The 22,450-nt window shown below is 63.4% G+C and carries 20 protein-coding genes and 1 tRNA gene; 12 read left to right on the top strand and 9 right to left on the bottom strand.

Annotation, left to right across the window (positions count from 1 at the left end):
• Position 1: 1 nt before the first annotated feature.
• From ACUXV1_RS03680 to ACUXV1_RS03660, 5 genes are all read left to right on the top strand, one after another.
• Positions 2–1,129, top strand: a complete 1,128-nt coding sequence (locus ACUXV1_RS03680) for a DegT/DnrJ/EryC1/StrS family aminotransferase (protein ID WP_081554532.1) — start codon at positions 2–4, stop codon at positions 1,127–1,129.
• A gap of 7 nt (positions 1,130–1,136) precedes the next feature.
• The gene (locus ACUXV1_RS03675) at positions 1,137–2,084 is read left to right on the top strand and encodes a glycosyltransferase (protein WP_019102860.1); all 948 of its coding nucleotides are present in this window, start codon (positions 1,137–1,139) and stop codon (positions 2,082–2,084) included.
• Entirely contained in the window at positions 2,081–2,983 is a 903-nt protein-coding gene (locus ACUXV1_RS03670) for a formyltransferase (RefSeq protein ID WP_081554530.1), read from the top strand. The genes ACUXV1_RS03675 and ACUXV1_RS03670 overlap by 4 nt, the downstream gene beginning before the upstream one ends.
• 68 nt (positions 2,984–3,051) lie before the next feature.
• Positions 3,052–4,095 carry a bifunctional UDP-4-keto-pentose/UDP-xylose synthase gene (locus ACUXV1_RS03665; RefSeq protein ID WP_052370425.1) on the top strand — a complete coding sequence of 348 codons (1,044 nt, stop codon included), beginning with the start codon at positions 3,052–3,054 and terminating at the stop codon, positions 4,093–4,095.
• 57 nt (positions 4,096–4,152) lie between these two features.
• Positions 4,153–5,052: a 4-deoxy-4-formamido-L-arabinose-phosphoundecaprenol deformylase gene (locus tag ACUXV1_RS03660; RefSeq protein ID WP_194427485.1), complete on the top strand. Its 900-nt coding sequence runs from the start codon at positions 4,153–4,155 to the stop codon at positions 5,050–5,052.
• A gap of 237 nt (positions 5,053–5,289) precedes the next feature.
• Here the strand turns inward: ACUXV1_RS03660 and ACUXV1_RS03655 are convergent, their stop codons facing one another.
• Together ACUXV1_RS03655 and ACUXV1_RS03650 are read right to left on the bottom strand one after the other, a co-directional pair.
• Positions 5,290–6,300 carry a nucleoid-associated protein gene (locus ACUXV1_RS03655; protein ID WP_337883490.1) on the bottom strand — a complete coding sequence of 337 codons (1,011 nt, stop codon included), beginning with the start codon at positions 6,298–6,300 and terminating at the stop codon, positions 5,290–5,292.
• Positions 6,301–6,376: 76 nt separating this feature from the next.
• Positions 6,377–7,270 carry a LysR substrate-binding domain-containing protein gene (locus ACUXV1_RS03650; RefSeq protein WP_446014616.1) on the bottom strand — a complete coding sequence of 298 codons (894 nt, stop codon included), beginning with the start codon at positions 7,268–7,270 and terminating at the stop codon, positions 6,377–6,379.
• A 130-nt stretch (positions 7,271–7,400) separates the two neighbouring features.
• Here ACUXV1_RS03650 and ACUXV1_RS03645 point away from each other — a divergent pair, with 130 nt between their 5' ends.
• Both ACUXV1_RS03645 and fghA read left to right on the top strand, forming a co-directional pair.
• A complete protein-coding gene (locus ACUXV1_RS03645) occupies positions 7,401–8,525 on the top strand; it encodes an S-(hydroxymethyl)glutathione dehydrogenase/class III alcohol dehydrogenase (RefSeq protein ID WP_043635262.1) in 1,125 nt (374 codons plus the stop codon).
• A gap of 19 nt (positions 8,526–8,544) precedes the next feature.
• The gene (gene fghA, locus ACUXV1_RS03640) at positions 8,545–9,378 is read left to right on the top strand and encodes an S-formylglutathione hydrolase (RefSeq protein ID WP_446014736.1); all 834 of its coding nucleotides are present in this window, start codon (positions 8,545–8,547) and stop codon (positions 9,376–9,378) included.
• A 50-nt stretch (positions 9,379–9,428) separates the two neighbouring features.
• On the opposite strand, the gene ACUXV1_RS03635 is transcribed toward fghA, so the two are convergent.
• Positions 9,429–9,513, bottom strand: a tRNA-Tyr gene (locus tag ACUXV1_RS03635).
• A 342-nt stretch (positions 9,514–9,855) separates the two neighbouring features.
• Between ACUXV1_RS03635 and ACUXV1_RS03630 the strand changes: the two genes are divergently transcribed.
• Positions 9,856–12,105, top strand: a complete 2,250-nt coding sequence (locus ACUXV1_RS03630; RefSeq protein ID WP_446014617.1) for a collagenase — start codon at positions 9,856–9,858, stop codon at positions 12,103–12,105.
• Between the two features lie 210 nt (positions 12,106–12,315).
• Complete coding sequence (locus tag ACUXV1_RS03625) at positions 12,316–13,131, top strand: helix-turn-helix domain-containing protein (RefSeq protein ID WP_446014618.1); 816 nt, start codon at positions 12,316–12,318, stop codon at positions 13,129–13,131.
• Here ACUXV1_RS03625 and ACUXV1_RS03620 read toward each other — a convergent pair.
• The 3 genes from ACUXV1_RS03620 to ACUXV1_RS03610 all read right to left on the bottom strand — a co-directional run bounded on the left by ACUXV1_RS03620 (position 13,022) and on the right by ACUXV1_RS03610 (position 16,026).
• Entirely contained in the window at positions 13,022–13,900 is an 879-nt protein-coding gene (locus ACUXV1_RS03620) for a nitrilase-related carbon-nitrogen hydrolase (protein ID WP_446014619.1), read from the bottom strand. The two genes, ACUXV1_RS03625 and ACUXV1_RS03620, sit on opposite strands and share 110 nt — an antisense overlap.
• A gap of 1 nt (position 13,901) precedes the next feature.
• Positions 13,902–15,299, bottom strand: coding sequence for a purine-cytosine permease family protein (locus ACUXV1_RS03615; protein WP_446014620.1), 1,398 nt, complete (start codon positions 15,297–15,299; stop codon positions 13,902–13,904).
• A gap of 88 nt (positions 15,300–15,387) precedes the next feature.
• Complete coding sequence (locus ACUXV1_RS03610) at positions 15,388–16,026, bottom strand: TetR family transcriptional regulator (protein ID WP_052370428.1); 639 nt, start codon at positions 16,024–16,026, stop codon at positions 15,388–15,390.
• Positions 16,027–16,177: 151 nt separating this feature from the next.
• On the opposite strand from ACUXV1_RS03610, the gene ACUXV1_RS03605 reads away from it, so the two are divergent.
• Together ACUXV1_RS03605 and ACUXV1_RS03600 are read left to right on the top strand one after the other, a co-directional pair.
• Entirely contained in the window at positions 16,178–17,554 is a 1,377-nt protein-coding gene (locus ACUXV1_RS03605; protein WP_446014622.1) for an MATE family efflux transporter, read from the top strand.
• A 263-nt stretch (positions 17,555–17,817) separates the two neighbouring features.
• Complete coding sequence (locus ACUXV1_RS03600) at positions 17,818–18,897, top strand: calcium:proton antiporter (RefSeq protein ID WP_043635276.1); 1,080 nt, start codon at positions 17,818–17,820, stop codon at positions 18,895–18,897.
• Between the two features lie 212 nt (positions 18,898–19,109).
• Here the strand turns inward: ACUXV1_RS03600 and ACUXV1_RS03595 are convergent, their stop codons facing one another.
• The 3 genes from ACUXV1_RS03595 to ACUXV1_RS03585 all read right to left on the bottom strand — a co-directional run bounded on the left by ACUXV1_RS03595 (position 19,110) and on the right by ACUXV1_RS03585 (position 21,340).
• Positions 19,110–19,532: a nuclear transport factor 2 family protein gene (locus tag ACUXV1_RS03595; RefSeq protein WP_052370434.1), complete on the bottom strand. Its 423-nt coding sequence runs from the start codon at positions 19,530–19,532 to the stop codon at positions 19,110–19,112.
• A gap of 39 nt (positions 19,533–19,571) precedes the next feature.
• Positions 19,572–20,276 (bottom strand): DsbA family protein, encoded by a 705-nt coding sequence (locus ACUXV1_RS03590; RefSeq protein WP_043635281.1) that lies wholly within the window; start codon positions 20,274–20,276, stop codon positions 19,572–19,574.
• Between the two features lie 182 nt (positions 20,277–20,458).
• A complete protein-coding gene (locus ACUXV1_RS03585; protein ID WP_043635428.1) occupies positions 20,459–21,340 on the bottom strand; it encodes an MBL fold metallo-hydrolase in 882 nt (293 codons plus the stop codon).
• A 128-nt stretch (positions 21,341–21,468) separates the two neighbouring features.
• Here ACUXV1_RS03585 and ACUXV1_RS03580 point away from each other — a divergent pair, with 128 nt between their 5' ends.
• Positions 21,469–22,383, top strand: a complete 915-nt coding sequence (locus tag ACUXV1_RS03580) for a LysR family transcriptional regulator (RefSeq protein WP_043589705.1) — start codon at positions 21,469–21,471, stop codon at positions 22,381–22,383.
• Positions 22,384–22,450: the final 67 nt, after the last annotated feature.

Here is a 22,450-nt window from a genome sequence, read left to right as displayed (position 1 = left end):
AATGGATTTCCTGCCCTTCACCCGCCCGGACATCGACGAAGCCACCATCGCCGCCGTCGGCGAGGTGCTCCGTTCCGGCTGGATCACCACCGGTCCCAAATCCCGTCAACTGGAAGCCGAGCTGTCCGCCCATGTCGGCGGCCGTCCGGTACGGGTGGTGGCATCCGCCACCGCCGCGCTGGAAATGGCCTTGCAAGTGGCCGGCGTCGGCCCCGGCGACGAGGTGATTACCTGCCCGCTGAGCTGGGTGGCCACCGCCAACGTGATTCTGAAAGTGGGCGCCAAACCAGTATTCGTCGACGCCGACCGCGCCAGCCGCAACATCGACCTGAACCTGGCGGAAGCGGCGATCACCCCGCGCACCCGCGCCATCATCCCGGTGGACCTGGCCGGCCTGCCGGTGGACCGCGACCGCCTCTACGACATCGCCAAGCGCCACCGTCTGCGCGTGATCGAGGACGCCGCCCAGTCCATGGGCGCCAACTGGCGCGGCCGCCGCATCGGCAGCTTTGGCGATTTGGTGTCCTTCAGCTTCCACGCCAACAAGAACATGACCAGCGGCGAAGGCGGCTGCCTAGTGCTGAACGACGAGGACGAAGCCCGTCTGTTCGAGAAGCTTCGGCTACAGGGCGTGACCCGCCACGCCGACGGCGGCATGGACGTGGACGTGCTGGGCGGCAAGGCCAATATGACCGATATCGCCGCCGCCATCGGCCTGGGCCAGTTGCCGCGGCTGGAGGGGTTCAACGCCCGCCGCCGCGAGCTGGCGGCGCTGTATTTCCGCCATTTCGACCGCCAGCTGGGCTGCGAACTGCCGCTAGAAGACATGGCCCAGAGCAATTGGCATATGTTCCAGCCGCTGTTGCCGCTGGACCGAATGAGCATGGACCGCGGCGAATTCATCGCCCGGATGAAAGACCTGGGCATAGGCGTGGGCGTGCACTACCCCGCCATGCATTTGTTCACCTTGTTCCGCGAGATGGGCTTCCAGCCGGGAGATTTCCCGGTGGCGGAAGACATCGGCCGCCGCACCGTCACCCTGCCGCTGTTCCCGGCCATGGCCGACGAGGACGTGGAACGCGTGTGCGCCGCCGTGAGCGGCGTGCTGAAGCCCGTGCTGAGCGTATAAAACATCTATGAAAAGCGTAATCGATCTTTCCGTCGTCATCCCGGTATACAACGAGCAGGACGTGCTGCCGGCGCTGTTCGACCGCCTCTACCCCGCGCTGGACGCGCTGGGCGTGCGTTATGAAATCGTCTTCGTCAACGACGGCAGCCGCGATAAAAGCCCGGCCATGCTCGCCGCGCAGTTCGACCTGCGGCCGGACGTGACCCGAGTGGTGCTGTTCAACGGCAACTTCGGCCAGCACCGCGCCATTCTGGCCGGCTTCGAATACAGCCGCGGCGATCGGGTGGTGACGCTGGACGCCGACCTGCAAAACCCGCCGGAGGACATCAAGCTGCTGCTGGCTGAAATGGACAAGGGCCACGACTACGTCGGCTCCATCCGCCGCCAGCGCAACGACAGCCTGTGGCGCCACCTGGCCAGCCGCGCGATGAACCGCCTGCGCGAGAAGCTGACCCGCATCAAGATGACCGATCAGGGTTGCATGATGCGCGCCTACAGCCGCCGCATCATCGACACCATCAATCAGTGCAACGAGCTGCACACCTTCATCCCGGCGCTGGCTTATCAGTTTGCGCAGAACCCGACCGAAGTCACCGTCGGCCATGAAGAGCGCTTCGCCGGCGAATCCAAGTACTCGCTGTACAGCCTGATCCGTCTGAACTTCGACCTGATGACCGGTTTCTCCATCGTGCCGCTGCAGCTGTTCTCGCTGCTGGGCATGCTGGTCTCCGCCGGCTCCGGCGTGCTGGTGGTCTACCTGGTGCTGCGGCGCTTCATCGTCGGCCCGGAAGTGGGCGGATTGTTCACTCTGTTCGCCATCGCCTTCCTGCTGATCGGCATCGCGCTGTTCGGCATCGGCCTGCTCGGCGAATACATCGGCCGCATCTACCAAGAAGTGCGGGATAGACCGCGCTATGTGATCGGCGCGGTGCTGGAGCAAAAGGACAAACCATGAAAGCCGTGGTCTTCGCTTATCACAATGTCGGCGTGCGCTGCCTGAGAGCGCTGATCGGCGGCGGCGTGGATGTGGCGCTGGTGGTCACCCACCGTGACAACCCCAATGAAAACATCTGGTTCGCCAGCGTGGAGCAGGTGGCCCGCGACTACGGCATACCGGTGATCACCCCGGACGACCCGAATACGCCGGAAGTGCTGGCCCAAGTGCAAGCGGCGCGGCCGGACTTCCTGTTCTCTTTCTATTACCGTCACATGCTCAAAGCCCCGCTGCTGGAATGCCCGGCGCGCGGCGCCTTCAATATGCATGGCTCGCTGCTGCCCAAATACCGCGGCCGGGTGCCGATCAACTGGGCCATCATTCACGGCGAAACCGAAACCGGCGCCACCCTGCACGTGATGAACGTCAAGCCGGACAACGGCCCCCTCGTCGATCAGATGGCGGTGCCCATCTTGCCGGATGATAATGCCGACGAAGTGTTCGCCAAGGTCACCGTGGCCGCGGAAATGGTGCTGGCCCGCAGTCTGCCGGCTCTGCTTGCCGGCAAGGCCGAATTCCGCCAACAGGATTTGAGCCAAGGCGGCTATTTCGGCGGCCGCAAACCGGAGGACGGCCGCATTGACCCGCAAGCCGGCGCCGCCGATCTGCACAACTTCGTGCGCGCGCTGACCCATCCGTTCCCGGGCGCCTTCGCCGACATCGACGGCGGCCGGCTGGTGATCTGGAAAACCCTGCGCGCAGGCGGCCACGGTCAGCAATTGCAAACCGCCCGGCTACACTCAGAAAACGGCGCGCTGTGGCTGGACGCCGTGGACGGCGGCCGCTTGAAGGTACTATCCGCCACGCTGGACGGCGCGGCGCTGGATCCGACGACAACACAGACGCTGACGCTGGCCTGAAGCGGCGCGCTCACGGAATACACATGCAAATCACAGTCCCCCTCCAGGGGACGATGAAGGAAATCTCAATGAAAAAAGTACTGATCCTCGGCGTCAACGGCTTTATTGGCCACCACCTGACCAAGCGCATCATCGAAACCACCGACTGGCACATCTACGGCATGGACATGCACGATGACCGCGTGGCCGAATGGAAAGACCACCCGCGCTTCCACTTCTTCGAAGGCGATATCACCATCAACAAGGAGTGGATCGAGTACCACGTGAAGAAATGCGACGTGGTGCTGCCGCTGGTGGCCATCGCCACTCCGTCCACCTATGTGAACAACCCGCTGCGCGTGTTCGAGCTGGACTTCGAAGCCAACCTGCCCATCGTGCGCCAGTGCGTGCAGTACAAGAAACACCTGGTGTTCCCGTCCACCTCGGAAGTCTACGGCATGTGTCATGACGAAGAGTTCGATCCGGAGAACTCCGAGTTGATCTGCGGCCCGATCAACAAGCCGCGCTGGATCTACTCCTGCTCCAAGCAGCTGATGGACCGCGTGATCCACGCCTACGGCATGCAAGAAGGCCTGAACTACACGCTGTTCCGTCCGTTCAACTGGATCGGCGGCGGACTGGACAACATCAATACCCCGAAGGAAGGCTCCAGCCGCGTGATCACCCAGTTCCTGGGCCACATCGTGCGCGGCGAGACCATCAAGCTGGTGGACGGCGGCCATCAAAAACGCGCCTTCACCTATGTGGACGACGGCATCAGCGCGCTGATGAAGATCATCGAGAACAAAGACGGCAAGGCCTCCGGTCAGATCTACAACATCGGCAACCCGGCCAACAACTATTCCATCCGCGAACTGTCCTCGATGATGCTGGACCTGGCCCGCGTCTACCCGGAATACCAACTGAACGCCGACAAGGTGAAGATCGAGGAAACCACGTCCGGCGCTTACTACGGCAAGGGCTATCAGGACGTGCAGAACCGCGTGCCCAAGATCGACAACACCATGACGGACCTGGACTGGAAACCAAGCGTGACCATGGCCGACGCGCTGCGCGGCATCTACGACTACTACCGCGACCAAGTGGCCGCCAGCCGCGACCTGTCCCAGTAAGCGGTTCCCGGCGCCGCCCCAAGATCCACGGCCTGGCGCCGGCTCCAGAGATCCTTCATGAGAAAACTCGCTCTTAAAATCGACGTCGACACCTGGCGCGGCACCCGCGACGGCGTGCCGCGGCTGATGCACATGCTGCAGCAGCACCACGCCAAGGCCACCTTCTTGTTCAGCCTGGGCCCGGACCATACCGGCCGCGCGATCAAACGGGTGTTCCGCCCCGGCTTCCTGTCCAAGGTGTCGCGCACCTCGGTGGTGGAACACTACGGCATCCGCACCCTGCTGTACGGCACCGTGCTGCCCGGCCCTGACATCGGCAAGCGCGAAGCCGAGCTGATGCGCGAAGTGCGCGCACAGGGCTTCGAAGTCGGCATCCACACTTGGGACCACATCAAGTGGCAGGACTATGTCGCCGGCAAGGACGCCGCCTGGACCCGCGCCGAAATGCGCAAGGCGGCCGAACGCTTCGAACAGATCTTCGGCGAACCGGCGCGCACCCACGGCGCTGCCGGCTGGCAGATCAACGACGCGGCGCTGGCCTATGAGCGCGAGCTAGGCATGCTGTATGCGTCCGACGGCCGCGGCACTCACCCGTTCCAGCCGGTGGACGCCGCCGGCCAGCCGCTGGGCGTGCCGCAATTGCCCACCACGCTGCCTACGCTGGACGAGCTGATCGGCCTGGACGGACTTACCGCCGACAATGTTCATCACCACATCCTGGCGCTGACGGAGGAAGCCCCGGCCACCGGCCATGTGTACACGCTGCACGCCGAACTGGAAGGCTTGCGCCTGGGCTATACCTTTGAGCACTTGCTGGTGGGCTGGAAAGCCCAGGGTTATCAGTTGTGCAGCTGCATCGAGCTGTTCAGCAGCCTGGACACGGCCGCGCTGCCCGCCGGCCGCGTGGTGATGGGAGAGATTCCCGGCCGCAGCGGCACGCTGGCGCTGCAAGCCTAAGCTGTTCACGATCTCGCGAGCACGAGCGAAACAAGGAGAAAACGAGCGAAAAAGCGGAATGGTCAAGTGGTACATGAGCATTTTGAGCTTGTTTTTAACGCCGTATCGCCGCAGATCGTGAACAGGTTCTAAGCAGGGCAAGGCGATTAGCCCGCCCCCTGCTTGATGCGGAAACACGACAAAAGATTTCGCGCCGGTCACGCTACCGGCGCGGCAAGACACAAGCGCGGCTGGCGATCAGCCGCGTTTGTTGAGGCGCAGGGTCAGGGTCAATTCGCCTTCGCCGTCATTTTGCGACTGGATGTTCTTCAAGGTAATGCCGCTGGGCAGCAGCACGCTGATGCCGTGGCCGACGCCGTACTTGGACAAGGTTTTTTCCAACTGCCGCGCCATCCCCTTGGCCGGCAATTTAGCCTCCTCGTCCAGCGCGAAACCATAAGACTCCGCGGCGGAGCCCATGGCCTGATCCACCTGTTCGCGCGGGACGAACTTTTCGGCGGCGCTGGCCAGTTGCTTGGCCGACACGTCTTCCTCGCGGCTCACCAGGTTGAGGAACTCGTCCTTGAAGCGCGCCTGTTGCAGCGGGTCCTCTATCTCCTCCGACAACTGCTCCACCACGCTGGCCATCATTTTGCTGCTGGATGCCTTGTCCGGCACCCGCATGGCTTTCAGAAAATCGTCCAGCCAGAACTTGGCCTCGCGGCTGAGCCGGTCCACCGCGTACACCGTGGGGCCATGCTCCAAAATCAACGCGCCCTTGTCGATCAAACGCGGGTTGATGCCGGACGCGTGGCTGATGTCGAATACGTCGCCGGACTCCACCACGGTGAGGAAATCATCGCGGATCTCGGATTTGAACACCCCTAGCGCACGCAGCTCGCGGTCTCCGTCGTTGAGGCCGGAAAACAAAATCACCAACAGGTCGCCGGCATTGATGTTAGGGTGCTGCGAACGCGCGTACAGATGCTTGGCGATGCGCTGGGACACCGCCAGGAAGTCCAGCTCTCCGCGGAAAAACTGGCGGGTATAGTGGTAAATCTCGTTCAGATTAAGATCGGACTCGTGGAAAAACTGATGCTGGCGCTTATCCGACACGATGTTCTTCAAATAGCCGCCCAACAACAAGGAGGACACTTCCTCGTCCACGGAGCTGGTCCGTTCGGACAAGCGCGCGCCCTCGCCGCGCGCGGCGTTGCCCACCCGGTGCACCACCAAGCGCTCCACCCTGCATTCGCCAATCGCCAACATTTCCACGCTCTCGCCTAAAATCGAATGCGCGATTATTGCCACTACGTCCGGGCTTGGCAACCGCGAAAGCGGCCTGCTATTCCGGCAAGGCCAGCGGATCGTCGGTCAGGGAGTCCGCCAGGAAGTCCATCAGCAGCCGGACCTTGGGCGACAGCTGGCGGTTGTGCGGCGTCAAGGCCCAGATGCCCTCTTCCGGCTCGCGGTAGTCGGCCAGCACCTCGATCAGCTCTCCGCTGCTCAAAAAGCGGGCGACGTAATAATCCGGCAATTGCGCCAACCCCAGGCCCAAGCGCGCCGCGTGCGCCAAGGCGTGGCCGCTGTTGCAACGCAAGCTGCCCTTGATCCTCACCTGCCGCCTGCGGCCGCCTTCCAGCAGATGCCAGTGCTCGCCCCCCAAAGACAGGCAGTTGTGACGCTCCAGGTCCGCCGGCTCCAAGGGGATGCCGCAGCCCTCCAGATAGGCCGGCGCGGCGCAGACATGATGGCGACGCGAGGCCAGCCTTCGCGCTATCAGCGTGGAATCGCTCAAATGGCCGATGCGGATCGCCAGATCGTAACCGTCCTGCACCAGATCCAGCACTTGGTTGGACAAGTTCAGGCTGGCCTCCAGCTGCGGGTGGCGTTGTAGAAATCGAGTCAACAACGGCGCGATATGGCTTTCGCCATAAGCCAGCGGCGCGGTGAGTTTGAGCTTGCCCTGCGGCTGCGCCTGATGACGCGAAATCGCCTGCTCCGCCTCCGCCAGCGAATCCAATAACTGCCGACAGTGGCGCAGATACAACGCGCCGATCTCGGTCAGCGCCTGATGGCGGGTGGTTCGATACAGCAATTTGGCGCCCAGCCGCTGCTCCAGCTGCGTGACCTGACGGCTGACCTGAGCGACGGAAATCCCCAACGCCTGCGCCGCCTTGGTGAAACTGCCCTGTTCCGCCACGCTGACGAATTCGCAAATGCCTTCCCAACCCAACATTATTCCACCTCGGAGAAAATCATTTACCAATTGCCACGATTATCTATTCAAACACGAGAAATACAATTGAAGTTTTGCCGCCGACGGCCAAAAACCGCCGACGGCGTCGATCCAACACCAAGGAGGGCTCATGAGCCAGGACATCATCAAGTGCAAGGCCGCCGTGGCCTGGGCCGCCGGTCAGCCGCTGAGCATTGAAGAAGTGGAAGTGCAGCCGCCTCGCGCTGGCGAGGTGCGGGTGAAAATGGTGGCTACCGGCGTGTGCCACACTGACGCCTTCACCCTGTCCGGCGAAGACCCGGAAGGCGTGTTTCCCTGCATCCTGGGCCATGAAGGCGGCGGCATCGTAGAATCCGTCGGCCCCGGCGTCAGCAGCGTGGCGGTGGGCGACCACGTGATTCCCCTCTACACCCCGGAATGCCGCGAATGCAAATTCTGTCTGTCCGGCAAAACCAATCTGTGCCAGAAGATCCGCGCCACCCAGGGCAAGGGCCTGATGCCGGACGGCAGCACCCGTTTCTCCAAAGACGGCAAGCCCATCTACCACTATATGGGCACCTCCACCTTCGCCGAATACACAGTGCTGCCGGAAATCTCTCTGGCCAAGGTCAATCCGGCCGCGCCGCTGGAAGAAGTGTGCCTGCTGGGCTGCGGCGTCACCACCGGCATGGGCGCCGTGATCAACACAGCCAAGGTCAAGGCCGGCGACAGCGTGGCCATCTTCGGTTTGGGCGGCATCGGCCTGTCCGCCATCATCGGCGCGCGCATGGCCGGCGCCGGCCGCATCATCGGCATCGACATCAATGAGAGCAAGTTCGAACTGGCGAAGAAGCTGGGCGCCAGCGATTGCGTCAACCCCAATGATTTCGACAAGCCCATCCAAGACGTGATCGTGGAGATAACCGACGGCGGCGTTGATTTCTCCTTCGAATGCATAGGCAACGTCAAGGTGATGCGCGCGGCGCTGGAATGCTGCCACAAAGGCTGGGGCGAATCGGTGATCATCGGCGTGGCCGGGGCCGGGCAGGAAATCTCCACTCGCCCGTTCCAGCTGGTCACTGGCCGAGTATGGCGCGGCTCCGCCTTTGGCGGCGTGCGCGGCCGCAGCGAACTGCCAGACTATGTGGAGCGTTATCTGAAGGGCGAATTCCGTCTGGACGACTTCATCACCCACACCATGCCTCTGGAGCGCGTCAACGAAGCCTTCGACTTGATGCACGAGGGCAAGAGCATTCGTTCCGTGATCCACTACTGAGCCGGAGACGCGCGTGAACCTGGAAAACATCAGCGCCAACAAATCATTTGGCGGCTGGCACCGGCAGTATCTGCACGATTCGGAGACGCTGGGCTGTCGGATGCGCTTCGCCGTCTACCTGCCGCCGCAAGCCGGAGCCAACCGGCGCGTGCCGGTGCTGTACTGGCTGTCCGGCCTGACCTGCACCGATGAGAACTTCATGCAAAAAGCCGGCGCTCAACGCGTCGCCGCGGAACTGGGATTGGCCATCGTCGCGCCGGACACCAGCCCGCGCGGCGCGGAAGCGGCGGACGACGAGGCTTTCGACCTGGGCCAGGGCGCCGGCTTCTACCTGAACGCCACCCAGGCGCCGTGGGACCGTCACTACCGGATGTACGACTACGTCAGCCGGGAACTACCGGCGCTGATCGAAGCCAACTTCCCCGTCACCGAGCAGCGCGCGGTGGCCGGCCACTCGATGGGCGGTCACGGCGCGCTGATCTGCGCGCTGAAGCGGCCGCAGGACTATGTCTCGGCATCGGCGTTCAGCCCGATCTGCCATCCTGTCAACGCGCCTTGGGGCCAGAAGGCCTTCGCCGCCTACTTGGGCGAAGACCGCGCCACCTGGGAGGCTTGGGACGCCAGCCTGTTGCTCAAACACGCGCAGCGACAACTGCCGCTGCGCGTGGACATTGGCCTAGCCGACAGCTTTCTGGACGTGCAATTGCAACCGGAGGCGCTGGAACGGGCGGCGCGGGACTGCGGCTACCCGCTGGAGCTGCACCGCCACGCCGAGTACGACCACAGCTATTACTTCGTCGCCAGCCTGATTGAGGAACAGCTGCGTTTCCACGCCCGCCACCTTGGTCTGTGAGACGATGGAACGCAAAAAAGCCAGGCAACGCCTGGCTTTTTTGTTGAATCTGGTGGAGGGAGAAGGATTCGAACCTTCGAAGGCAGAGCCGTCAGATTTACAGTCTGATCCCTTTGACCGCTCGGGAACCCCTCCAGAGAGACGCGCATGATATAGCCTCGCGCCGCCCACGTCAATCACCGCCTAGCGAAAACCCGTAGAGCGTGTTTACGATCTGCCGCGCTTTATGAAGCATTGCACGGTGAGCACAAGCCCAAAATGCTCATGTACCACTCGGCCATTCCGCTTTTTAGCTCGTTTTCGCTTTGTCTCGCCCTGGCTCGCCAGACTTTGAACAGGCTCTTAGCCTGCTGCCCTGTGCCGGCAGCGGATTTGGCAAATCTGCGCGCGCGGACGCTCAAGCGCGCCAAGAAAGCCCGCTGTGCCATTGGCATGATCTCGCCATCAGGGACACGCCCTGACACACGGAGACAAGCCATGCAGATCATTCCTCTCGCCGCGCTGAGCCTAAGCCTGGCCGCCGCCTTGCTGACGCAGCCGGCGTTGGCCGCGCCCAAGCTGCAAAAAGCCCCTCATCAGGCTCAGGCCCGGCCGAAACAAGCGCCGCCGCCGCGGCAATGGCAACAGCGTCCGCCAAGCGACGCGCAATCCCGCTACCGCTTGCCGGACGACCGCACCGTGATCGGCAAGCCCAAAAGCAAGCTGATCCGCCGCGCCGCAGTTGTGCAATGCCCGGACGTGAAAGCGATGGCCGGCTACAGCGGCGCGGCGCTGGCCAACTACCTGGCCGGCCTGCCCGACTACACCTGCGCCTACGGCCTGTTCTCGGTGGACAGCAAGCTGGCCGCCACGCTCTACAGCGCGGCCAACCTCAACGCCGTCGCCGGACGCTTTGCCCAAGAAGCCGCGGCGTACAACGCCGGCTCGATGACTCTGGTCAACCTCACCCTCTATCTGCGCGCCGGCTATTACCTGGCCAGCGGCGGCGCCCTGCCGGCTCTGGACCCCAATCTGCTCTCCGTGCTGCGCCCCGGCATCAAGCAACTGGCCGACGGCAACACGCTGTTCTCCGCCAACGCCCAGGCCTCCACGACCGCCGGCGAGGTGATGAAGCTGATCACCAATATGGCGGACGAGGCTTACTATCTGCCCAGCATGCGCGCCATCGTGCAGCGCTACACCAATAGCGCCAGCCAGCCCAACGCCGCCCAGGCTCTGCGTGAAACCACCGCCAGCCAGGGCTTCACCGGCGCGCTGACGGTGTTCTTCTACGCCCACGGCCGCGCCAACGCCACGCCGCTGTTGCAGAACGACGGCAGCTACTCGGCGGCGCTGACCCGCTTCGCCCTGGCCAACAAGAGCGCCCTGCTCGGCACCGAAAGCGCCTTCCAGCTGGGCGACGCCACCCGCGAAGGGCTGCGCTTCATGCAATACCCGGCGCTGAAGCCCGCGATCAAACCCCAGGTCCAGGCCATTCTCTCCGGCAGCAGCATGACCGGCAACGACAACGAGCTGTGGCTGGCCGCCGCCGAGGCGGTGAAGTATTACGACGCCGCCAGCTGCGCCGATTACGGCACCTGCGACTTCGAAACCCGGCTCGCCGACGCCATCCTGGTCAATCGCTACACCTGCAGCGCCAGTATCCGCATCCGCTCCCAGGAAATGACCCTGGACCAGTTGCAGTCCTCCTGCGCGCTGCTGCAAAAAGAGGAGTCTTACTTCCACCAGATGCTGCAAACCCGCAAACAGCCGGTGGCCAACGACAACAACACCTCGCTGGAAGTAGTGGTGTTCGACGATTACAACAACTACGCCAAGTACGCCTCCATCATCTACGGCATCAGCACCGACAACGGCGGCATGTATCTGGAAGGCGACCCGGCCGCGGCCGGCAACCAAGCGCGCTTCATCGCTCACGAAGCCTCTTGGCTGCGCCCAACCTTCAAGGTCTGGAACCTGGAACACGAATACATCCACTACCTGGACGGCCGCTTCGACATGTACGGCGATTTCAGCGCCAGCACCCGCCTGCCCACGGTATGGTGGATAGAAGGGCTGGCCGAATACCTGTCGCTGGGCAACGGCAACCAGCCGGCCATTGACGCCGCCCGCAGCGGCACTTACACGCTGAGCCAGATCTTCGGCAACACCTACGACATGACGGACTACGTCACCCGCGCCTACCGCTGGGGCTATATGGCCACCCGCTTCATGATGGAGCGCCACCGCGGCGATGTGGACGGCTTCCTCGCCCGCTTCCGCAGCGGCGATTACAACGGCTATCGCAACCAGATCCAGCAGATAGGCGCCCGCTACGACGCAGAGTTCGCCAGTTGGGCGCAAAGCGCCACCACCTCCGGCCAGCCGCCGCTGCCGCCCGACACGGGGCTGCCGCCGTGCAAGGAAACCTCTCCCAGCTACCTGGGCAAGAACTGCTCCATCAGCGGCCTCTCAGCCTCCGCTTCCGGCGCGGCCTACGCCACCATCATGCTGCCAGCCGGCGCGCGCAACCTCAAGCTGTGGACCAGCGGCGGCAGCGGGGACGTCGATCTCTACGTAGCGCTGGACCGCTACCCCACCCCCGGCAATTACGACTACGCATCCGCCGGGTCAGGCAACGAGGAGAGCGTGGCCATCGCCGCGCCGCAGGCCGGCCGCTGGTACTACCTGACGCTGCAAGCGCGTCAACCTTTCGCCAACGTCACGGTCAGCGCCAGCTACGATTAGCGAGCGGTTAAAAGCCTCGCGCTAGCAACGTCAATCCAAGCCGCCGCGGCCCGTCCGCGGCGGACTTGCAAAATGGGTTGAATTAATGCACTTTGTTTTCAAAAAATGATTAATGAATGACATTAAGATTAGATAGTCCGGTCCGCCGTCGGCGGCTGGCTGTTTCTTTGGAGCGCAACACACCGTAAACCGCTTATAAGGCCGCCCGCCATGCCCATGCCGCCGCAACGCCCCTACATCGTCAGCGACCTGAACGCCATGCAGGCGATGGCCGTCTTGTTCGATCAGTTGCCCGATGTGGTGTTCGCGGTCAAAGACCTGAACAGCCGCTACCTGGCCTTGAGCGAGGGTTGCGTGGGACGTTGCGCGCTGCGCAACAAATGGCAGGCGGAAGGATTGACCGCGCACGAGTTGTTTCCCAGCGCCATGGCCAACCGCTACCGCAGCCAGGATCTGCAAGTCTTCTCGGAGCAGCGGCCGGTGCGCAACCGGCTGGACCTCACCGTCTACCATGATCGTGCGCCCGGCTGGTGTCTGACCAACAAACAATCGCTGCACGATCCTGACGGTCGCTTGATCGGACTGGTCTGCATTTCCAAGGACCTGACCGAGCTCACCCGCGAGAAGCTGCTGGACGAACGCTTCGCCGCCTGCGTCGACCATATCCAGACCCATTACGACCGACCCTTGCACCTGGAGGAATTGTGCGATCTGTCCGGTCTCAGCGTCGGCCAGATGGACCGGCGCATGAAGCGGGTGTTTCAGGCCAGCGTAGGCGAGTTCATCCGCCTCACACGAATGGAAGCCGCCTGTCACGCCATCCAGCACAGCGGCCGGCCGCTGGCCGACATCGCCGCAAGCTGCGGCTTTTCCGATCAAAGCGCGCTAACCCGGCTGTGCCGGCAGATGTTCGGCCTCAGCCCGCGCCAATTGCGCCTGCGGACACCGCCCCCCGGCGGTCCTCATCTTGCGGCGCCCAGTACAATCCGGGCCGCCGGTCATCAAGCACATGATTGCGCTGACTGATGAACTTGTCCCGGCTGGCCGCCAGGTCCAGCTCCGCCAGCAATAACTGGTCCGACTTCAACCCCGTCTCGGCCAGCGCCTGCGGATAGCCGTTAGCGTCGACGATCAACGAAGCGCCGCTCCAGTCCACGCCGCGCTCGCGGCCATGGCGGTCGCACACCGCGATCGGCAAGCGGTTGAACGCCGCGTTGGCCTGAGCCTTGAAACGCTCGGCCTGCCGCTCCGCCGGCGGATGCGGCAACACGGGCCAATTCACCGGCGCGCACAATAATTCAGCGCCGGCCAAGGCCGGCAAACGCACCCACTCCGGCACCTCCAAGTCATAGCAGATCATCAGAGCCAGCCGACCAAACCGCGTATCCAACACCGGCGGTGGCTGGTCGCCCAAATCGAAGATCAGCTTTTCGGCATCCCACAGATGAGCCTTGCGATACCAGGCCTGTTCGCCATCCGGCCCCAACAAGACCGCGCTGTTGTACAGACCGCCATCGGCGCCGGCTTCGCAAAAACCCGCCGCCACCGCCATGCCCAACCGCCGCGCTAGCGCCGCCCAGGCTGACACGCTGCGGCCATCAACCGCCTCGGCCAAGCCCTGCGCCTCCTCGCGGCTGGCGAATACATAGCCGGTATTGGCCAGTTCCGGCAAGACCGCCACTTGCGCGCCCAGCGCCGCCGCCGACTCCAGCGCCCGCTCGGCGCGCGCCAAATTGCCATCGACATCGCCAAATACCGGTGCCACCTGGCAACAGGCTACTTTGATCTTGTTCATCTCACCGCTCCCATGCCGCTTGGGCCGCCTCTTGGCGGCTCAACATCCAATAAGCGCCGCCGGACACCAGCAGCCCCACCACCCATGACAAATCCACACCGCCCAACGCGCTCGCCGCCGGCCCGGCATAGGCCCCCAGCACCACAAAGGGCAACATGGCCAGCAGACCGCCAAGATAGGACAACAGACCAGGGCGCGACCATTGCCCATAAACGCCGTCGGCTAGACAGATGTCGCGGATCGCATAGCGCCCGCGTCGCACCCAATAGAAATCCACCAGATTGACCGCGCTCCAGGGTACCAGCAGATAAAGCATCAACGACACAAAGACATTGAAGCTGGCCAGGTAATCCGCCGACAAGCCCAGCGCCGACAACCACACCACCACGGCGGAAACCGTTATTCCGCCCACGCGGAAAATCAGCCCACGCGGCACAGGCCGCATCGCGTCCAATGCGCTAAGCCCGGTCAGCATGGCGCCGTAGAAGTTCACCGCCATGATGCCCACCAAGGCTGGCGCGGCAATCAGCACGGCTAAAACGCCAAACCCCGGAGCCAGCGCCTCGCCCAATTGTCTCAGGCCCTCTATGACATTCGACGGCGCCAGCTCCCCCGCCAACACCGCGCCCAACGACATCAGCCACAAGGCCGAACCGGCTGCGCCCAGCCAAGTCCAAGCGATCAGCCGCGCGGCCGGCGTCTCCTCGGGCAAATAACGAGAATAATCCGATACATACACCGAGTAGCTAAGCTGATAGCCGGCCGCCGCCGACATCTGCGCCAACCAGGCCGACCAGGCGAAAACGCCCATCTCCACGCCACCGGCGGCGGCCAGCCTGACACATAGGGCAATGCTCAGCGTACCGAATATCAGAATCAACACGCAGGTCAGCCAGCGCTGCACCACATGCAGCAGATCGTGACCTACGATGGACACAATGCCCGCCGCAGCGATCAAGACCGCATAGCTCGCCGGCCGCGGCGCTTCAAACACCACGGCGATGGCATCGGCCGCCAGGATCACGTCGAACACATTAAAACCGATATAAACAAAGACCGCCGCCATGAACGGCAGAACGGCGCCGCGGCGGCCAAACTGGGCGCGCGACTGAATCATCTGCGGCAAACCCAGGCGTGGCCCCTGGTTGGCGTGGCAGGCCATCAACAAGGTGCCCAAACCCACGCCCAGCGCAATGGCAAGAATGGACCAACCGACGCCCAGGCCCAGCAGTGGCCCGGCGAAGCCGACCATCATGGTGGTAAGCACGAAATTGCCGGCAAACCAGAACGGCGCCTGGTGCCAGGCTTTGCCGCGCCGCTCCTCCGCCGGGACATAATCAATGGAGCGCGTTTCCAACCAGCGCTGCGCGCGCCTTTCCCGCTTGTGATCTTGTTGCATGGTCTCCTCCTGTGTTCCCCGGTCCGGCCGGGGTGAGGAGCCAGTCTAGATGGCCGCGCGGCGGCAACCCATACCTAATGCCCAATGTTCATATTGATGCGGATGAATGCGAGCCCCGGCCCCTCCAGGCCGGCACCGTTGCCAGACTCAGCCAAGCCCCGCGCAAAATGCGCTCGCAAGCCGCGAAGGGCGCCTTGCCGCCGTCCATCATCCCGTACATGCCTTCGAACAAACGCACCAGGAACTCGGCCGCGATGCCCACCTCGATGTCCTGCGGCAGCTCTTCCAGAGCGATGGCGCGTCTCAACTGGCGGCGCACATAATGCATGGTGGCGCGGTCCATCAGCTCGCGGCGGCGCAGGATGCCTCGGTTTTCCTCATTGCGCTCGCACTTGTGATACAGGAACTCGGTCACCCGTTGCGCCGGGCCAGGCTCGTGGAACTGGCGCAAATAATACATACCCACCGCCACCAGGGTTTCGCCCGCCGACGCCTGCTCCGCCGGGAAACGCAGCGCGTCCAGTTCGAACACCCGGTCCACCATTGCCCGGCACACTTCCATCTTGTTGTCGTAATGACCGTAGACCGCGCCGCGCGACACGCCGGCCGCGTCGGCGATCTGCGCCATGGTGGCATTGGCGACGCCTTGCAGCAGAAACACCCGCTCCGCTCCGTCCAGGATGGCATCCCGGGTCTTTTGCGATTCTTCCTTGGTTTTCCTGGCCATATCCGCCTCTGAACTTTTCCCCAGATGCTACCTCAAAGAATTAATTAATCAACCGTGATTGATTAATTGAATGGACAACATCCGGCCCGCCCAGGCAAGGCGCGCCGCCCGGTCGTCCTTCGATCTTTTGAAACTCTCCTTAGGCACTACCATGTCACACACAACAACAAACCACCGCGACCTGGACACGTTGCCGGTGTCCAAACTGTTTTGGCAATACACCATTCCCTCCCTAGCCGGCATGCTGGCCACCGGCCTTTACGTGGTCATCGACGGCATCTTCGTCGGCCACTTCGTCGGCAGCCACGGCTTGGCGGCCATCGCCCTGGCCTATCCGCTGGTGATGATGCAAGTGGGCCTGGGCGCCATGCTGAGCATGGGCGCGGCCACCCGCATCGCCATCCTGCAAGGCGGCGGCGACTACGAGCGCGCGCGCGCCACCCTGGTGGCGGCGCTGGCGCTGCTGGCCCTGATCAGCCTGGCCATCCCGCTGTTGGGCCTCACATATCTGGACACCCTGCTGCAATGGCTGCAAGCCGACAAGCAGCCTATCGTGATGGCGGAGGCGCGCAACTATCTGCAATGGATGCTCGGCGGCGCGCTGTTCACCATGGGCCAAATGGTGGCCACCTATCTGCTGCGCAACGACGGCCGCCCGCGGCTGGCCACGCTGTTGATGGTGATAGGCTCGCTGCTCAACGTGGTCTTCAACTACCTGTTCGTCGGCGTGCTCAAGCTGGGCCTGGCCGGCTCGGCCCAGGCCACCTTGCTGTCCGAATCCGTCGTGATGCTGGCCGGCCTTGGCTATTTTTTCACCCGCCACGCGCGGCTGCGCCTGCGGCTGGCGAACTGGCGGCTGGATTGGCGCTGTTGCGGCCCCGTCCTGGCGCTGGGCCTGTCCAGCCTGTTGATGGAGTTCAACCTGGCCTTGCTGATGTTCGCCCACAACTTCCAGCTGCTGCGCTGGGGCACGGACCTCAGCGTGGCGGCCTACGCCACCGCCGGCTACAGCGAAGCGCTGTTCACCCTGGTGGTGCACGGGCTGGCGGTGGGCCTGCAGCCCTTGCTCAGCCACTCCACCGGCGCCGGCCGCCCGGAGCGCACCCGCGAAGCGCTGCGCTACGGATTGCGCGTCACCATGCTGCTGGGTCTGACGGCGTTGGCGGCGGTACAGCTCTTCCCCACGCTGATCGTGCGGATGTACAACAGCGAAGACCTGGCGCTGATCGCCGCCGGCAGCCACGCGTTGCGCCTGCACTTGCTGGCCATACCTTTCGACGGCCTGGTGATCATCGGCATCATCGCCCTGCAAGCGATGGCGCTGACGCGGGCGGCCTTGCTGCTGACCATAGGCAAAACCATACTGCTGCTGCCCGCCTTGTGGCTGTTGCCGCTGTGGCTGAAGCTGGACGGCGTCTGGCTGGCGATGCCGCTGGTCAACCTGCTGCTGGGCACGGCGGCCGCGCTGGCCTTGTGGGGCGCCTTCCAGCGCCTGAAACGTCAAGAGAACCTGGCAACCGCAGCCTGATCGCCACCGTTCTCAACCAATGGCCGGAAATCCGGCCATTTTTTTTAGGCATTGGCGAACCGCTTCCAATTGCCATTGTCTATATCCTTCGCGCGCAAGCGCCGCGCCCCTTTGCTCCCGAGCCCCGGCCGGTTCCCGGCCGCCCTCGCGCCCCGTGTTACGTTGGGGTCGCGAGAACGCAGGCCGATTCGTATAGTGATAGCACCCGTCTGTTGGCGCCCGCGCCGCGGCTTGACTCCAACCCGTCAATAACAAGGAAAACAATGTCTCTGAAAACCATTCCCCACTGGACCGTCGCCGCCCCGCTTGTCGCCTGGGCCGCAATCGTGGCCGCACCCACCTTTGCCGCCTCCTCGCTGTTCATCGCCCTGCTGGCGGTGCTGTTGGCCGGCACCGTCTTCGCCGCCGTCCACCACGCTGAAGTGGTGGCGCACAAGGTGGGCGAGCCTTACGGCACGCTGATCCTGGCGCTGGCGGTCACCGTGATCGAAGTCGCCCTGATTGTCTCCTTCATGCTGGCCGGCGGAGAAAGCAAGCTGGCGCTGGCGCGCGACACCATCTTTTCCGCCATCATGATCACCTGCAACGGCATAGTCGGCATCTGCCTGCTGCTGGGCGGCCTGCGCCATCGCGAACAGAACTTCCAGCTCAGCGGCGCCAAGGTGGCGCTGACGGTGCTGGCCGCCATTTCGGTGCTGGCGCTGGTCTTGCCCAACTACGGCACCAGCGAGCCCGGTCCGCTGCTATCCTCCTCGCAACTGGCTTTCACCGGCGTGGTGTCCCTGGTGCTGTACGGCGCCTTCGTCTTTGTGCAAACCATACGCCACCGCGACTACTTCTTGCTGGAAGGCAGCCACAGCGAGGACGAACACGCTCCGCCGCCGTCCGTCAAAGTGACCTTGATCAGCCTGGCGCTGCTGCTGGTTTGCCTGGTGGGCGTGGTCAGCCTGGCCAAGCTGCTGTCGCCGTCGATCGAAGGCTTTGTGGAAGCGGCCGGCGCGCCTGCCGCCGTGGTGGGCATCATCATCGCCGCGCTGGTGCTGCTGCCGGAAGGCCTGGCCGCCGCCAACGCCGCGCGCGCGGACCGGGTGCAGACCAGCCTCAACCTGGCCCTGGGTTCGGCGCTGGCCTCCATCGGCCTGACCATCCCCACCGTGGCGCTGATCTTCGTGGTTATGGGCGAACCGCTGATCCTGGGCCTGGAAAACAAGGAAACCATCTTCCTGGTGCTGACCCTGCTGGTCAGTTCGATGTCGCTGGCCGTGGGCCGCACCACCATTTTGCAGGGCATCGTCCATCTGGTGATCTTTGCGTCCTTCGTGTTCTTCGCCATCAGCCCCTGAGCGCCTGCTCTACGCAAAAAAACCGCCAACCGTTGCCGGCTGGCGGTTTTTTATTGGCGGACCCGGTTTTCAGAACCGGTTCATGATCTAGCGAGCTAAGGCGAGACAAGGCGAAAACCGCTGAGAAAGCGGAATGTACAAGTGGTACATGAGCATTTCGAAGCGGGTTTCAACGCCGTATCGCCGACGCGCAGCAGATCGTAAACAGGTTCTCAGGCCCGCATCGCTTCCAGCACCTTGGCGCTGTCCACAATCTGCACGAACTTGACGATCTTGCCGTCCCGCAGCGTGTAGATGTGGGCGAAAGAGGCGACAAAGCCTTTGCCGGTGGCGCGGTAGACGCCATGGTAGAAGCCTTGGGCGATCACGTGTTCGCCTGCGTCGTAAAAGCTGTCCACCGCCGCACGGTAGCCTTCCCACTCGCGGCCCAACCGCTCGTGCACGTTCTTGACGATGGACTCCGCGCCCACATAGGTGCCGGCGTAGGGGAAGCCGGCGGCTTCTGTCCACTCCGCGTCCGGCGCCAACGCGGCCAAGAGATTGCGGCCGTTGGCCTCGGAATCGCCTTCGTAAGTGGCGCGGACGATGTCCACATTGCTCAGGTGGCCCTGGCCCGGGGTTTGATTAGCGTTCATGTTGTTCCATCCAAAAATCGGTTTGCTCATGCCCTTCCCTCATTGCGGCAACACACAGCTGTCCGGGCCGCAGGCCAACGCCTGCGTCGCAGCCGGGGCCGCGCTGGAGGCGGCTTGGCTCAGACGAGCGCGCCAGGCGTCCGGCCGGCCCAGGTAGGCGCCCAGATCCAGCACCGTCAAGCGGCCGTTTTCCTCCAACGCCAGCGTGGGGAAGCCCTGGCCGCCCGCCTGGGCCAACAGCCGGCGGCTTTCCTGGAAGTGAGCGTCGGTGGCCGCGCCCTCCAAACGATGGTAAGCCGCGGCGAAAGCGTCCGCGTCCAGGCCGATGTCGGCGGCCAGCTCGGCCAGCACCGGAAATTCCGCGATGCGACGGCCTTCCACGAAGTGGGCGCGCTGAATGCGATGCAATAGTTCCAAGCCGCTGCCGGCCGTTTCCTCCGCCGCCAGAACAGCAGTGGTGGGCGGCGCGGAATCCATCACCGCGCCGTGATCCTTGAGCAAGCCGTCGAAATAAGCCTCGCCGAAAGGCTGGCCCGAGACTTCGGCAATGCGGCGGTCGTGCGGCAATACGAATTGGCGCCACTCCGGGCTGACCCGGCGACGATTGGCGCCCACCATCATGCCGCCGCCGTGCAGCGCCACCGTCAAGCCCGGCACGCCGCGCGCGGCTTCCAGCAAGGGCGCGGCGCCGTAGCACCAGCCGCAGAGCGGATCAAAAATAGTGTGCAAAACAATGCCGGACATGGCGGTTTCCTTTCTTGCGCCGCCCGCAACGCGGGCGGCCATACATTCAAATCTTCAGGCGTAGAAAGCATAAAGGGCGGCAAACCAATCCTGAGGCAAGGCGCGCCGACGCCGACCGTACATGAAGTACGGCAAGTCGGCGCCGTGCAGCATCAGGACTTTCGCTGGCGGCCCTCAGAGCCTTATTGCGGCCACTTCATCTCGCCTTTGAGCACCTTGGCGCTCAGCTCCAAATCCGCCACGCCTTCCAGCTTCGGATAGCGCTGCTTCATCGCCGTCACCAGTTCGGCCGAGTTCTTGGCCTTGGGCAGTTCCGCTTCCAGCGTTTTCAGGTAGTCGCTGGTGAACTTCACCGAAGCCAGGGTGTGCGGCGCATTGTTCAGGAAATGGCCCGGCACCACGACCTTGGGCTTCAACGCCTGCAGGTTCTTCAGCGACTTCTGCCAGTCCGCGCGGTCTTTCGGAGTTTGGGTGTCCGCGGTCCAGACATGCATATTGCCGTAGGTCAGCACGCCGCCCATTGCGGTCTTGATCGACGGCGCCCAGATATAGGTGCGGTCCGGAGTCGGGCCTTTCAGACCCATCACTTGCAACTTCTGGCCGTCCACTTTCAGAGTGTCGCCCTGGATGGGCTCCGGCACGATCACGGTCTTGGGCGCGTTGTCCTTCAGGATCGGGCCCCAGTAAGCCATCTTGCCGTCCTTGGAAGCCTTGATCGCCTCGATGGTGGACGCGGTGGCCAGCACCTTGGCGTCCGGGAAGGCGGCTTTGATCACGTCCAGACCAAAGTAGAAGTCCGGGTCCGGATGGGAGATGAACACCGTGGTCAGCTTCTTGCCGCTGGCCTTGACCTTGGCTACCAGGGCCTCGGCGTCGTTGCGCTGGAACTGAGCGTCGATCAGCACAGCCTCGCTCTTGCCGGTGACCAGTTCCGAGGACACCGGGAACAGGCTCTTGGCGCCGGGGTTGTAGACATCGACTTTCAAAGCGTCGGCTTGGGCGAAGGCGGCGGACATCAACAGGGCGCCTGCTACAAAGCTGCCGGAAATGCGGTGTTGGATCATGATGGTTTCCATTTGGTGAATTTGAGATCGGTCGGCTTGGTAGCAAGCCTGATGTGAATCATAGATTGCTATTTTCGAATCAAAAACCGGATAATAAGCAATGGTTAGTTGCATAAATCGAGCGAATCATGGATAGGATCACCGCCGCACAAGTGTTTGTGACCATTACCGAACGCGGCAGCCTGGTGGCCGCGGCGGAGACTCTGGACATGTCGCGGGCGATGATCACCCGCTATCTGGCGGAGATGGAGGAATGGGCCGGCACCCGCCTCCTGCACCGCACCACGCGGCGGCTAAGCCTGACCCCGGCCGGCGAGGAGACGCTGGCGCGTTGCCGGCAGATGCTGGAAATCGCCGGTCAGATGCCGGCGGCCAACAGCGCGGACCCTGGCCAGCCGCAGGGGCTGCTGCGCATCAGTTGCGCGCAGTCGCTGGCGCAGGACGCGCTGGCGGCGGCGGTGACCGAGTTTCTGCGCCGCTTTCCGCAAACCGCCATTGATTTGCAGATCAGCAACCGCGCGGTCAATCTGGTGGAAGAAAGAATCGACCTGGCCATCCGCATCACCAACGCGCTGGACCCCAGTCTGATCGCCCGGCCGCTGGCCAGTTGCGCGTCGGTGATCTGCGCCTCTCCCGCCTACCTGGCCGCCCACGGCGCGCCCAAGCGGTTGGAGGATTTGTCGCTGCACAACTGTCTGACTTACTCCTACTTTGGCAAGAGCCTGTGGCGCTTTCAGCGTCACGGCGAGCAGTTGGCGGTGCCGGTCAGCGGCAATCTGAGCGCCAATGAGTCCATGGTGTTGTTGTCCGCCACCGCGGCCGGCGCGGGCATCGCCTTGCAACCCTTGTATTCCGCCGCGCCGCTAATCGCCAGCGGTCAGTTGGTGGCTTTGTTGCCGGAGTATCAGCCGCAGGAATTGGGCATTTACGGTATTTACGCTTCGCGCCGGCAGATGCCGGCCACTTTGCGGGCGATGCTGGATTTTCTGGTGGAGCGGTTCGCCAGCGATCCGGCTTGGCAGGCGCGCACGGCCGGGGGCTGAGGTCGGGTGGGGATGAGGTTGTGAGCCTGACGCCTATCGCGATGATTATTCTGTTGAATGGACGCTT

The organism is Chromobacterium sp. W521 (genome assembly GCF_052805975.1).
Note: the sequence above shows the minus strand (reverse complement) of the source record. Positions and strands in the feature narration are given on the sequence as shown.